Origin of the sequence: Pseudomonas sp. P7758, from assembly GCF_013386485.1 — a bacterium.
Lineage (GTDB): Bacteria > Pseudomonadota > Gammaproteobacteria > Pseudomonadales > Pseudomonadaceae > Aquipseudomonas.
On sequence record NZ_JACARS010000091.1, the window covers coordinates 1 to 12884 of the forward strand.

The 12884-nt window shown below is 58.4% G+C and carries 14 protein-coding genes and 1 tRNA gene; 7 read left to right on the forward strand and 8 right to left on the reverse strand.

What is annotated here, in order from left to right:
• Positions 1-105: 105 nt before the first annotated feature.
• The gene (locus tag HX873_RS19910; protein ID WP_177123087.1) at positions 106-1296 is read left to right on the forward strand and encodes an MFS transporter; all 1191 of its coding nucleotides are present in this window, start codon (positions 106-108) and stop codon (positions 1294-1296) included.
• Here the strand turns inward: HX873_RS19910 and HX873_RS19915 are convergent.
• The 3 genes from HX873_RS19915 to HX873_RS19925 all read right to left on the reverse strand — a co-directional run bounded on the left by HX873_RS19915 (position 1289) and on the right by HX873_RS19925 (position 2867).
• Positions 1289-1597: an addiction module antidote protein gene (locus HX873_RS19915; RefSeq protein ID WP_003212064.1), complete on the reverse strand. Its 309-nt coding sequence runs from the start codon at positions 1595-1597 to the stop codon at positions 1289-1291. The two genes, HX873_RS19910 and HX873_RS19915, sit on opposite strands and share 8 nt — an antisense overlap.
• A gap of 2 nt (positions 1598-1599) precedes the next feature.
• Positions 1600-1893 (reverse strand): type II toxin-antitoxin system RelE/ParE family toxin, encoded by a 294-nt coding sequence (locus tag HX873_RS19920; protein WP_003212063.1) that lies wholly within the window; start codon positions 1891-1893, stop codon positions 1600-1602.
• A 161-nt stretch (positions 1894-2054) separates the two neighbouring features.
• Positions 2055-2867 (reverse strand): helix-turn-helix transcriptional regulator, encoded by an 813-nt coding sequence (locus tag HX873_RS19925; RefSeq protein WP_008437810.1) that lies wholly within the window; start codon positions 2865-2867, stop codon positions 2055-2057.
• A 95-nt stretch (positions 2868-2962) separates the two neighbouring features.
• Between HX873_RS19925 and HX873_RS19930 the strand changes: the two genes are divergently transcribed.
• The 6 genes from HX873_RS19930 (at position 2963) to HX873_RS19955 (ending at position 9108) form a co-directional block, all read left to right on the forward strand.
• Positions 2963-3859 carry an SDR family oxidoreductase gene (locus HX873_RS19930; protein WP_177123088.1) on the forward strand — a complete coding sequence of 299 codons (897 nt, stop codon included), beginning with the start codon at positions 2963-2965 and terminating at the stop codon, positions 3857-3859.
• Positions 3860-4176: 317 nt separating this feature from the next.
• Entirely contained in the window at positions 4177-4416 is a 240-nt protein-coding gene (locus tag HX873_RS19935; protein ID WP_003212057.1) for a DUF6124 family protein, read from the forward strand.
• Positions 4417-4585: 169 nt separating this feature from the next.
• Positions 4586-5392 carry a polysaccharide lyase family 7 protein gene (locus HX873_RS19940; protein ID WP_087692616.1) on the forward strand — a complete coding sequence of 269 codons (807 nt, stop codon included), beginning with the start codon at positions 4586-4588 and terminating at the stop codon, positions 5390-5392.
• A 222-nt stretch (positions 5393-5614) separates the two neighbouring features.
• A complete protein-coding gene (locus tag HX873_RS19945) occupies positions 5615-6388 on the forward strand; it encodes a 2OG-Fe dioxygenase family protein (RefSeq protein WP_177123089.1) in 774 nt (257 codons plus the stop codon).
• Positions 6385-7308 (forward strand): lysine exporter LysO family protein, encoded by a 924-nt coding sequence (locus tag HX873_RS19950; protein ID WP_043225584.1) that lies wholly within the window; start codon positions 6385-6387, stop codon positions 7306-7308. Before HX873_RS19945 ends, HX873_RS19950 begins: the two co-directional genes overlap by 4 nt.
• A 24-nt stretch (positions 7309-7332) precedes the next feature.
• Positions 7333-9108 carry an amidohydrolase gene (locus HX873_RS19955; protein ID WP_256349646.1) on the forward strand — a complete coding sequence of 592 codons (1776 nt, stop codon included), beginning with the start codon at positions 7333-7335 and terminating at the stop codon, positions 9106-9108.
• Between the two features lie 115 nt (positions 9109-9223).
• On the opposite strand, the gene HX873_RS19960 is transcribed toward HX873_RS19955, so the two are convergent.
• The 5 genes from HX873_RS19960 to HX873_RS19980 form a co-directional block, all read right to left on the reverse strand.
• Positions 9224-9297 (reverse strand) — tRNA-Gly (locus tag HX873_RS19960).
• A gap of 137 nt (positions 9298-9434) precedes the next feature.
• A complete protein-coding gene (locus tag HX873_RS19965; protein WP_003212046.1) occupies positions 9435-10319 on the reverse strand; it encodes an alpha/beta fold hydrolase in 885 nt (294 codons plus the stop codon).
• Positions 10320-10624: 305 nt separating this feature from the next.
• A complete protein-coding gene (locus HX873_RS19970; RefSeq protein WP_177019702.1) occupies positions 10625-11317 on the reverse strand; it encodes a pseudouridine synthase in 693 nt (230 codons plus the stop codon).
• A complete protein-coding gene (locus tag HX873_RS19975) occupies positions 11317-11529 on the reverse strand; it encodes a cysteine-rich CWC family protein (protein WP_003212042.1) in 213 nt (70 codons plus the stop codon). The genes HX873_RS19970 and HX873_RS19975 overlap by 1 nt, the downstream gene beginning before the upstream one ends.
• A gap of 73 nt (positions 11530-11602) precedes the next feature.
• Positions 11603-12884 (reverse strand): carboxyltransferase domain-containing protein (locus HX873_RS19980; protein WP_177123090.1); only part of this gene is annotated, 1282 nt, incomplete at its 5' end.

The following is a 12884-nucleotide window of genomic DNA, read 5'->3' on the forward strand; positions in this document are numbered from 1 at the left end:
GGGTTGGGTGGGGTGTGTGGCGCTGATCATCGGTTTCCAGCTACTGTCGTTGCTGATCGCCCTGGCGGGCTGGAAGCCCCTCCAACCTGAACTGAGCAAGACCTCATGAACGATGCCGTTGCCCTGCCGGTACCCGAGACTTCCGCCCGTCGCCGCTCGTTGATCGCCGGCTGCAGCGCCCACGCGATTCACGATGGCCTGACCGATGTGATCTACGTGCTGCTACCGATCTGGCAAGCGCAGTTCGGCATGACCTACGCCCAGGTCGGCCTGCTGCGCGGTGCCTATTCCGGGATGATGGCGGTGTTTCAGCTGATGGCCAGTCGCGCCGCCAAACGCTGGGGACGCACGCCGATGCTGGTGGGCGGCACGGCGCTTGCCGGTGTTGCCTATCTGTTGGTGGGGCAGGCGACCGGGTTGGGCATGTTGTTGCTGGCGCTGCTGTTGGGCGGGCTGGGGGCGAGTACCCAGCATCCGCTGGCTTCTTCGATGATCACCGACACCTACGAGAGCGGTGGTGGGGTCAAGGAAGCGCTGTCTCAATACAACTTCTCCGGGGACATTGGCAAAACCCTGGTTCCCGGGCTGGTCGGCCTGTTGCTGACCGTCATCAGCTGGCGCGCGAGCGTCACGCTTCTTGGAGTGCTGGGATTGGCCGCGGCGGGGTTGCTGTGGTGGCTGATCCCAACGCAGGCAGCGGCGTCTGCTTCCGGGAAAACCGCCAGGACACTGGTAGGAAGCGGCTCCGTCAGCGGCCTGCGTGCGCTGATCGTCACGGGCACACTCGACAGTGCCGTGCGGATGGGCTTTCTCACGTTTCTGCCCTTTCTTCTGCAAGCTAAAGGCGCCGGCACTGCGGGCATCGGTCTCGCGCTGACCATGCTGTTTATCGGCGGCGCCTTCGGCAAATTGCTCTGCGGCTACCTCGGCGCACGCATCGGCATGATGAAAACCGTGTGGCTGACGGAAACCGTCACGGCGCTGTTGATCGTCGCGGCGGTGTACCTGCCGTTGAGCGGGTTGATGGTGATATTGCCGGTGTTGGGGCTGGCGTTGAATGGCACCTCTTCGGTGCTGTACGGCGCGGTGCCGGATCTCGCTGGCGCAGGTAAACGAGAGCAGGCGTTTGCCGTGTTCTACACCGGCACCATCGGCGGGGGCGCGTTGGCGCCGGTTCTGTTTGGCGGGCTGGGGGACTTGATGGGCGTGCCGGTGGCGGTGATGGTGCTGGCGGGGATGTTGTTGCTGACGTTGCCGTTGGCGTGGGTGGTGCAGCGGGGCTGCTCACTCAAATAATCGAATGATTGGCGACATGCCCCGGCTGTGCTTGCAGATCGATACCCAGTGCGTGAAGCACCTTGAGTACCGTTTCGAAGCGGGGCTTTGCTCCAGGGGCAAATGCCTTGTACAGACTCTCACGGCCCATGCCGGTATCGGTCGCGACCCGCGCCATCCCGCGAGCTTTGGCCACGTACCCGACGGCCCTGAGGAACTCCTCGTTATCGCCGTCGGCCAGAACTTGAGAAAGGTATTCGCTGATGGCTTCATCACTGTCGAGCAGTGCCGCCATATCAAATGTCGTCAGTGTTTGGCTCATGATCAAACTTCCTTTGCCAGTTTTTTTGCTCGCCGGATGTCGGCGTCTTGTGAGGATTTGTCGCCACCGGCCAGCAAGACGATGACGGTTCTTCCTCGCTGCGTGAAATACACTCGATAACCTAGACCGATATCTACGCGCATTTCCGAGACACCATTGCCTACCGTCTTTATATCGCCCAGATTGCCAGCAGATGCGCAATCGATGCGCCGGGCGATGGCGATTTTTGCGCGTAAATCACGTATTGCTGAATGCCAGGTAATGAAGGTCTGCGTTTGCTGGACATGATAGTTCACGGGTTCTCACTGTATCCATATGGATACTGGCTGGCAATAGGCATGAGCACGTGCGCGCGGCGCGGTTAGGCGCAGGAGAATGATGTGAGTAAGGCTAAGGATTCAAATGGTCTCTTGTTGCGAGCGATTGCAGTGTCGAAGTCTCTTGCAGTTGCTGGCGCCTAATCCATCAAGGATGCGATCCGCTGCGCATCCTCCGGCGTCGCCGGGTTGTACACCACCATATTCAGATCCTTGCGCCCATCGACCGCAAACACCGAATACTCAAATTCGATCGGCCCCAACACCGAATGGCGTATCCGCTTGATGCGATCACCATGGGCGCCCTGAACATCGTTTTCGCTCCACATCGCCTTAAACTCAGGACTGCGTCGACACAGTTCATCCACCAGCGGCTGCACCTGCTCCGCCGCGCCTGAGCGCGCCGTATCAATCCTGAAAGCCCCCAACACAAACCGCGCCACGCTTTCCCAGTCGTATTGGGCCGCGCGGGAATTGGGATCAAGGAACATGAACCGCAGGATATTTCGCTGTTCCGGCGCCTGGGATCCGTAGTCCATCAACATCACCGTCGCCGCCTGGTTCCAGGCCACCACGTCCCAGGTCGCCGTACGCAGGATCGCGGCGCTGGGGTTCAAGGCATCCAGTACCCGTTGCAGGCGTGGCGTCACCGTTTCGTTTTGCTGGTAGCGCACTTCGGGTGGGCGTCCGAAGGCCAGCAGGAACAGATGCTCGCGTTCGATATCGGTCAACATCAGCGCATGGGCAATCCGCTCCAGCACTTCCACCGACGGCGCGCCGCCACGGCCCTGTTCGAGCCAGGTGTACCAGGTGGGGCTGATGTTCGCGCGTTGGGCCACCTCTTCGCGGCGCAAACCTGGCGTACGCCGTCGTGCCGATGAGAAGCCGAATGCCGCCGGATCAAGCCGGGTACGTCGGTCTTTCAGATAGCTGCCCAACTGGTTTGCGCTCATAGCCTGTTAGCCTCTATACCCTGATAACTTCACTACTTTACCCGTATAGGGCAAGCGCACAGATTAGTCTCTGAATACACACGGAGATACGGTTCATGCGCATATTTATAACGGGTGCCAGCGGATTTATCGGGTCGGCTGTCGTCAAGGAACTGATCGCGGCGGGCCATCAGGTGCTGGGGTTGTGCCGCTCGGATGACAAGGTGGCAGCGCTGGAGGCCGCCGGGGCTCAGGTACATCGTGGGTCGCTTGAGGACCTGGGAATCCTCAAGTCTGGTGTTGCCCAGGCGGATGGCGTGATTCACCTGGCGTTCAATCACGACTTCTCGAAATTCGTCGCGAACTGCGAGGACGACCGCCGGGTTATCCAGGCGCTGGGAGAGGCACTTGCCGGGTCGGATCGACCGCTGATCATTACCTCCGGTGTCGGAATTGCGAGCACCGTGCCGGGGCAGTTGGCGACGGAGGATGGTGCGGTGGTTACCTCAGCGCAAATTCCTCGTGCAGCGTCGGAAGAAGCGGCTAACGCTGTAGCCGCGACGGGGGTGAATGTGTCGGTGATGCGTTTGCCTCAAGTACACGACACCGTCAGGCAGGGGCTGGTTAGCCCGGTGATCGAGTTGTATCGCGAGAAGGGCGTTTGCGCTTACATCGCCGACGGGAAAAACCGTTGGCCGGCGGCACATATTCTGGACGTGGCCCGGCTCTACAGGCTGGCGATTGAAAGAGCCGAACCGGGCGCGAGGTATCACGCGGTGGCAGAGCAGGGTGTGTCGCAACGGGAGATTGCCGAGGTGTTGGGGACGCGGCTAGGGTTGCCGGTTAAATCCATTTCGGCGCAAGAGGCTCAGGGGTTTTTTGGTTGGTTGGCAAGGTTTACCGCTCACGATATGCCTGCATCCAGTGCGATCACGCGCAAGACGTTGGGATGGGAACCGGTGGGGCCGGGGTTGCTTGCGGATCTTGCGCAGTTGGAGGGAACTGAAGGCTGAAGCGCGGATTGGCCTGAATATTTGAACCTTGCTCCATTGCCTACACAACCATCAGAATCGTCCCGGTTGTACGCCTTGGGCAACCTCTTTAAGGTTCGTCAGCCGCTGCCCATCAGCGGTCGGGTTTAGTAGCCCGGTGAAGTTTTGGCGTACGGCTGTTCTATCGGTCAGGCATCTTATTGCCTGTGCCTAATGGTAGCTGTGCGCAGGGCGTCTTCGGGCGCGCCGGTTCTGAAACTTCCCGGTCTACTAACCTGCGTACAGCTGCCACCCTATCTCCGTAGTACTGGGTGGTGGTCCTTCTTGAGGATCAACAGATGTGTACTGACTCGTATAACTCACCCGTAAGAATCTTCAGCGTACGTCCCGAAATCGGCACCGATGCATTGCTCGCCAACGCTTACGAAACCATTGCCGGCGCTGGCGCAATGACCAACGAATTTGCCGATAACCTGCCAGATAAGCATCGCAGTCTGGCCTTGGCGATTCAGCAAATGATTGAACTGGGGCTTTTACTGGTAGAAGCCGTGCAGGACCGAGTGGATCGGGTTTCTTGATTCTGTAAAAGGCTTTCCCTTCCAGGCCGCACATACCAAGGGAAGGGCAGCCCTCCAATATTTTTTTCTCTTTCGGCAGTAAGGCGCATTACATTGATTCGACACCCGCAACAGCTATCGGATCTGCTGGCGTTGGAGTTGGGGCTTTGACGAATAATTGGTGACGGTGATGCACGCATTTAAAGTGTTTGGCGCTAGAGTTATCGCGGTGTCGGTAGTGGCCATCGGAGCGATTTTTAACGGTGGAAATGCCTTTGCCCTGGATGCCACAAAACCCCCAGGCGACAACCTGTCCAACCTGAGCCGTGCCTACGTGCTTCAGGATTTCAATGCGCAAGGTCAGGCAGAAGAAATCGCGATCGGCGAAAATCTTCAGAACGCCTATTTCTACACAAACTGTTATCGCACATCGGGATGCCATCAAGGCGTGCCTGAAGGAGCGCTGGTATTCAACACACCCTCGGGTCTTGACGCGACGCCCAACAGTCACTACCCCCGTGTTGAGCTGCGGGCAAAAAGAGAGTTCACCGCAGGTGGGGTGTTTGATAATACCCAGTCCGGCGAGCTTTATGTGGTGCAAAATCCAAGCACAAAATCGATCATTTTTGCCCAGATACATGGCGACAAGGCGGGAGGTTCGGAGCTGCTGAAGCTTCGCTGGGAAGATGGCTCGATCGTCGCCGGGACCAAGACACGCTACGGGCAGAAGGAGCAACGGACAGTCTTGCTGACGGGGCTGAAGGTTAATGACAAGCTCAATTACAAGATTGAGGTCAAGGGCTCCGAGGGCGGCATGGTGCTGCTGGTTTCGGCTGCGGCGAATGGCAGGCAGGCCAGCCGGGAGTTCGATATTCCGCCATCGGGTTGGCAGGGCATCAATCTGTATTTCAAGGCCGGGAATTACAACCAGACCGCTGAGCAGGACGGCGGGGCAGCTATTGTTGCGTACACCTCCCTGGATGTGGGTTACCAGTAGCAGTGTGCGCCGGTTCAGAGACTCCCCGGCCCAGCAACCCGCGTACAGTTTCACCCGGTCTGCGCAGTACTGCGTCAGTAATGCCGAGTAAAAAGATTCGTTCCCCCTCTCCCCATTAGCGTCCGACGTCGTTGTAAGACACGTCTCGTTGTTCGCGCCTCCATTGAAGTTCTCCACGGTGATTGCCTATGTTTGATGGCATCAAACCAAGGAGGAATGACCATGCCTCGAAGTGCCTTAGCAGAAGATGGATATCTGCATTACATGCCTCGTGTGAGCCAGACTCATTGCGTCGAAGAGCTCGCAGAATTACGTCGAGAGTTTGAACAGTTGGAACCGGATGAGTACGCCCCGCCTGGAGTAAACAGGTTTCGACGGTATGGCAACGGAGTCATTCTTCCCTGGCAAGACACGCATGAAGGCCACTGGTTGCCAATCGTCAAAGATGGGGCAGGCCACGGACGCGCAGGTTACGACCAAGGCGGTAACAATCCGGATCACGCAAATATTCGCTACTTTCACGCGTTGAGTGATGCGGTAAAAAACAATCGCGTACTACTCGACCTGATCGATGAAGATTTTTCCCTGACGTTCTGGCAGCATCCTGGCCAGCCCCTTCCTATCTATTTTGGGGTGCATTTTGTAAAACTCACGTCCGCGAGTTCGGATCAGCCAGGTATAAGCTCACCGAACTTTTTTCACCAGGATGGAGAGCCCTTCACGTTTGCGCACTTGATCTACCGTTCTTCGAACATGACGGGTGGCATCAATTTTATTGGGCATCCGGAAATCCGAAACATGCTGTTCGAGGACGCGCGGGCAAGTCAGATTTTGGCGGAGTTTACCCTTTCACAGCCTCTCGATAGTTTTGTCGTTCATGATCCGAAGGTTTCGCATTACATAAGCCCGATCAAGAAACTTGACGACGCCTCTCCCGGAGTCTGTGAGCGTTGTATTGTTTTGGTTGATTTCTCGCCAACCATTCAGAGGATATGACGGTGCAGGCGTTGAGCTCGATATTACCCATCTTGATTGCGTTGGGAATAGGCTATCTATCGAGCAAACTCTTGCTCCCGGATAAAGTTGTTGCCCGATTGGTCAGTCTGATCAGCCCTTTGGTTTGGGGGCTACTTTTTCTGATAGGCACTGAGTTCGGCGAAGTGGTTTCTTCGCTGGATGCGGTTGGCTATGTGCTCAAGACATCTTCGCTTGTCGCGGTCGCAACAACAGTGGTGCCTTGCATGCTGCTGCTGGGCTTGGCGGCTTTGAGAGGGGCTGGACGAGAACCAGGCAGGGTTGCCAGTTTCGATATGCATGGCGCTGCTGCTCCTCTGAAAGAGTGCTTTATTGCGCTGCTGATGGTGGCCTTGGGCGTGTTGTTCACATATGCAGAATCAACCGTTGCAAGCTTGTGGCTTCCGCCCAGCAACGTGATGTTAATGGTACTGATCTTCTTGGTGGGACTCGACTTGTCGAGCATCAAGTTAGGTCGTGACTGGATCTCATGGGGCGTTCTATGCGTTCCGATTGCCGTGGTCATTGGCTCAATATTGGGAGCCTATGCGGTTCATTTCATCACTGGCGAAGATATCCGTTTGCTCCTGGCACTCTCGACGGGATTTGGATGGTTCACGCTATCCAGCGTCCTGGTCGGAGGGCTGTCCGGAGAAGTTCATGGCGCTACGGCATTGCTCGCAGACCTGGGGCGCGAACTGATCGCGATCGCTTTACTGTACCTGGTCGGTGGCTTCCACCCAAAGGTCGGTATTGCCGCCGCTGGGGCAACCGCTCTGGACTCGACGTTACCGATCGTGCGCCAAACCTGCCACTGCGACACGCTGCCTACCGCTCTCATGAGTGGTTTGATTCTGACGGTGTTAGCGCCCTTTTTTATAACCTTCTTTCTGACCGCATGACGTGACCTCTTACTGGAGGAAATCATGACTCCACGATTTTCAGGAGAAAAACCGAGTCTGCAACCATCAGCATTTAAAAGTCTCACGCTCGGCCCGATGCTTGCCGCGTTTGAACAGCTGCTGATGTGTATCAAAACTCAGCCCAAGGCGTTGATCCCGGTGGCTATGTTCCTGTCGCTGGCGGGGCCTGTCCGGGCGGAGCCAACGATTATGGAAGATGTGCGTGGTTATACCGTGAGTGGAGGCGGTCTGATGCGTTTTGATGCGTTGGCCTTTGATGCGTCGGGCAAAGTGATTTGCGTCGGTATGGCGGCCGATCTTGCTGGCAAGCATGCATTGGCGACGCGCATCGATGGTAAGGGTGCGTCCCTCTTGCCTGGGTTGACCGATGCGCACGGCCATATCAAATGGCTTGGAGAGTCCCTTCGAAGCATTGCTTTACGGGGCTCTCCAACACTGGTTGATACGCAGGAGAGGCTTCGGGTATTCGCTGCAGCGCGCCCCGGCGCCCGTTGGCTGACCGGCTCAGGCTGGAACCACGTTACCTGGAAGTTGGGGCGGTTTCCGACGGCTGCCGAAATTGATAAGGTCGTTGTCAATCGACCAGTGTGGCTAATTCGGATGGATGCCCATGCCGGATGGGCTAATACCAAGGCGATGCGACTGGCGGGTATTACTAAGGACACGCCTGATCCGAAAGGCGGACGTATCGAACGGGATGCAGAAGGTAACCCGACAGGTGTATTTATCGACGCCGCTATGGGGCTGGTCGCGGATATTATTCCGCTGCCTGACGAGCAGGAGCGAGAGGTCGCGTTGCAGGCTGCATTGGAGCATCTCAATGCACAAGGCCTGACATCTGTGCACGATGCAGGTGCTGATAGGCAGATGATCAAGACGATGCGCGGTTTTGCCGATCGCGGCCGGCTTCCGTTACGTGTCTACTCGATGATCAACGGTGCGGGGGATGATTTCGCGGTGTTGTCCCAGGACGGCCCTTTGATCGGCTACGGCGATGATCGTCTTACCATTCGTAGCGTCAAGCTTTATGCCGATGGCGCTTTGGGAAGCCGTGGTGCGGCGCTGTTTGAGCCATACACCGACGACCCAACCAACAAGGGGTTGCTTTTTGAAAGCCGGCAGGAGATGAAGCACAAGATTGAGTCGGTACTGAAAGCTGGCTTTCAAGCTAATGTGCATGGCATCGGTGATGCTGCCATCAAGCAGGTCATGGATAGCTTTGAACAGACCTACGCCACAGTCGGTGGGCGCGCCTTGCGTAACAGGATCGAGCATGCGCAGGTGGTTGATGTGGCGCAGATACCGCGCTTTATCGATCTAGGGCTGATTGCATCGATGCAGCCTACACATGCTACCAGCGACATGAATATGGCTGAGGACAGGGTGGGTGTCGAACGGATCAAGGGGGCTTATGCCTGGCGCACTCTGCTTAACCAGGGAACGAAAATTGCGGCAGGGTCAGACTTCCCAGTCGAATCTGCCAATCCGTTCTACGGCATACATGCTGCCGTGACTCGCTCGGATCATGAGGGCAACCCCTTGGCTGGATGGCACCCTGAGCAGGCCATGACCCTCTTCGAGGCTTTCCGTGCATTTACGCTGGATGCAGCTTATGCAGCCCATCAAGAAGCTACCCAAGGCAGCATTGAGCCCGGAAAGTGGGCCGATTTTATCCTGGTTGATCAGGACATTTTTGCCGTCAGCCCGGCAGACATCTGGAGGACACGCGTCCTGCAGACTTGGGTTGGCGGGAAGAAGGTCTATCAGGCGATTGAATGAGCCCGGTTCGGCCGTTTAACTTCCAAATCCCACCCATAAAAAAACCGGCCACCAAGGACCGGTTTTTTTACACATCCCCCGTCAAAACCAGCCTGACGCAGGAGCAAAATCTGAGTGGAGCGGGTAGAGGGAATCGAACCCTCATCTAAAGCTTGGGAAGCTTTCGTTCTACCACTAAACTATACCCGCTCAGAGCGGCTGACTTTGTACCAGATGTGCTCGCGGATTTGAAGTTTTTCTTCGAAAATTCTGTGTTTTACGTGCCAACGGTCGATCGTGGGCAGGCGGCCCCCCTGGGAAATCCGGCCCGCCCACAACCCCACCGCTCATACGGCAAACGCATGCTGTGGCTGTGACGCGTGGTACCGCAACCGGCTTGGCTGCTGCTCCGGTCTCAAAAAGCCCATCAACGCCTCCCGGCTATCCCGGCACGCGGCCTTGTGCTCCATATCCAGAAAGTGCCCGGTCGCCTGAATCGTGCCGAAGCTGCTTTTCGCAATATGTTGCCCAAACAGCTTGGCATCCTGGGCACTGGTGTACTCGTCCCATTCGCCGTTCAAGAACAACACCGGTATATCAATCTGCTTAGCGGCCTTGAGGTAGCACAGCCGGTCGCTGTTGAGCACGTGGCTGATGTGAAAGTGCATCTGCCCATACTCGTGCTCGGCCAGGCTGCTCACGTGTTTGTGATTGAAGCGTTTGAACAGCGACGGCAGGTGTTTGCCGATGGTGCTGTTGACCAGGTGGCCCACGCGGTCGCGGTCGAGGTTGCCGAGGTAGTCGACACCGCGCTCCAGGTAGTCGCGCATCGGGGCGTTGATCACCGGGGAGAACGAGCTGATCACGGCCTTTTCCACACGGCGCGGGCGGTGGGCGAGGGCGACGAGGGTCGCGGCGCCGCCCCAGGAAAAGGACAGCACGTGTTCGGCGGCGAAGTGGTCGATGAGTTCCAGAAGGATCTGGCCCTCGACTTCTTTCGTCAGCATATGCTCGTGGCGGTTGTGGATTTTGGAGCGGCCAGCGTAGGGCTGGTCATACAAAACCACGTTGAACGTCGGGTGCAGGCTTTTCACGGTCTGGGCGAAAGACGCAGTGGTGGCCATTGAGCCGTTGACCAGGATGATGGTCTTGGCTGCTGCGTCCGCGCGATAGAACTCCGTGTAAACCCGATACTGACCCTGTATATCCAGCACAGCGATTTCTGGCCTCATGTCGTAAGACTCCTGGCAAGCGGGTAATGCGCGCAGATCACTCTGCACGAGCTTTGTGACAGGTAGGCATACGCCTGGAAGTGAGGGCCCATGTCGATCCGGTACTGGCTGGCCGACGGGTGTTGTTATGGCGGGCAATTTGCCGTGAGAGGCCCGCAGGTCAAGCGTGCGGACGGGCAAAGTGTTTCTTGTAGGTAGGGGTGACTCGCCAGTCAGATTGCGGCTGGCTGGGTTGATTCAAGCATCAGGGATGCCAGTTCGCCAGTCGATGGCGTGGGTTTTTGCCATCATCGGCTGAACGGTCATCAGACCTGTTGGATTTCAGCCTCTGTAAGCGCCCGGTAATGGCCTGGCGCAAGGGCTGCGTCCAACTCCAGCGGTCCCATGCGTTCGCGGTGCAGGCGTATCACTTTGTTGTCGAAGTGCCCGAACATGCGCTTCACCTGGTGATAACGCCCTTCAATGATGCTCAGGCGCGCCGTTCTGGGGCCCAATAGTTCCAGTTCCGCCGGTTGGGTGGTGAGGTCTTCAAAGGCGAAGTACAGGCCGGCGGCGAAAGTGGCCGCGTATTGCGGGCCGATGTCCTGCTCGGTCTCGACGTAGTAGACCTTGGGCAGTTTGGTTTGCGGCTGGGTCAGGCGGCGCGACCACTGGCCGTCGTTGGTGATCAGCATCAGGCCGGTGGTGTTGAAATCCAGACGACCGGCGATGTGCAGCTCGTGCTTGTCCGGTTCATCCAGCAGGTCGAGCACCGTGGGGTGTTGCGGGTCGGACGTGGCGCTGACGCAGCCCTGGGGTTTGTGCAGCATGAAGTAACGCGCGGGTTTGCCGGCTTGCAGCACTTCGCCATCCAGCAACACACGGCTGAACTCGCTTACCGGGTGGTGCGGATCGCTGATGGCCTGGCCGTCGACGCTGATCCGCCGCTCCACCAGCAACAGGCGAACCTGTTTACGGTTGAAACGGGGCAGGTTGCTGAGGAAACGATCTACGCGCATTACGACCGCTCGTTCCCACGCAGTTGTTCGTCCACCTGGGCACAACGCGGGCACAGGCAGGCTTTATTACGCAGTTCCGCCGGCAAGGCTTCGAGCACTGCGGGGTCGATGCTGACGGAATAGCACCAGCACGCCTGGTCGGCAGTGCGCGGGTCGGCCAGGGCGCAATCGTTGCGGGCGCCGCAGGCGGGGCAGAGGGTTGGCGTGGTCATCGGTCGGTTCAGGCTGTATCGGACAAGGTCCCGGTGAAACCCGGTGTGCCTTGCACGATACAGCCCCGCCGCGTTATTGCAAATCACGCTCCAGCACCACCACCCGTTGGCCTGCGCCAATGCCGCTGCCGGGCTGCACCGGAATTTCCCGCACGGTACCGGCGAACGGTGCGACTACCGGGATTTCCATTTTCATCGACTCCAGGATCACCAGCACATCCCCCGCCGCCACGCGTTCGCCAGCGCTCACCTGCACTTGCCAGAGATTGCCGGCGATGTGGCTGTCGATGCTGTATTCGTTGGCCTGCAAGGGCGTGTCTGCGCCCTGTGGTGCGGCGAGTTCCTCGCTGTCGAAATGCGCCTGGCCGCTGGCGATCCAGCGTTCGCGTTCGGCGTTGAACGCGCGCTGCTGTTGCCCGCGAAACGCGCCGATGCTTTCGGCTTCCTGCGCGAGAAAGGCCTGGTAATCCGTCAGGTTCAACTGGCTGTGTTCGATGTTCAGTTCAAACCGCCCAAGGGGGAAATCCCTGCGAATCTGCACCAGCTCATCGGCGCTCACCGGGTAAAAGCGGATCTGGTCGAAGAAGCGCAGCAACCAGGGTTTGCCATCGAACGCGGCCACTTCCCGGTAGCGGTTCCACATCTGCAAGGTACGCCCGACGAACTGATAACCGCCGGGGCCTTCCATGCCGTAGACGCACAGGTAGGCGCCACCGATGCCCACGGAGTTTTCGGCGGTCCAGGTGCGTGCCGGGTTGTACTTGGTGGTGACCAGGCGGTGACGCGGGTCCAGCGGCGTGGCCACGGGCGCGCCGAGGTAGACGTCGCCCAGGCCCATCACCAGGTAGCTGGCATCGAACACGGTGTGGCGCACTTCGTCGAGGTTGGCCAGGTCGTTGATGCGGCGGATGAACTCCAGGTTGCTCGGGCACCACGGGGCATCCTTGCGCACGGTGGTCATGTATTTTTCGATCGCCAGTTGGCAGGCCGGGTCGTCCCAGGACAGTGGCAGGTGGACGATGCGCGACGGCACTTGCAGGTTTTGGCTGGCGCAGACGGCGTGCCATTCGGCGGTGATCAGCGCCAGGAGGTCGGCGAGGGTAAGTTGTTCGGGCTGGTAGTGGATTTGCAGGGAGCGGATGCCGGGTGTCAGGTCGATGACGCCGTGCAGGGCTTGTGCTTCGAGGGCTTGCATCAGGGCGTGGGCGCGAAAGCGCAGCACCAGGTCGAGTTCCGGGGCGCCGATTTCCAGGAGCAGGTGGGTGTCGCCGGCGAGGCGGGCGACCAGGCGGGTGTCGGCCTGGCCGATGTCCAGAACAACAGGCGACCTGATCATTCCCACGCTCTGCGTGGGA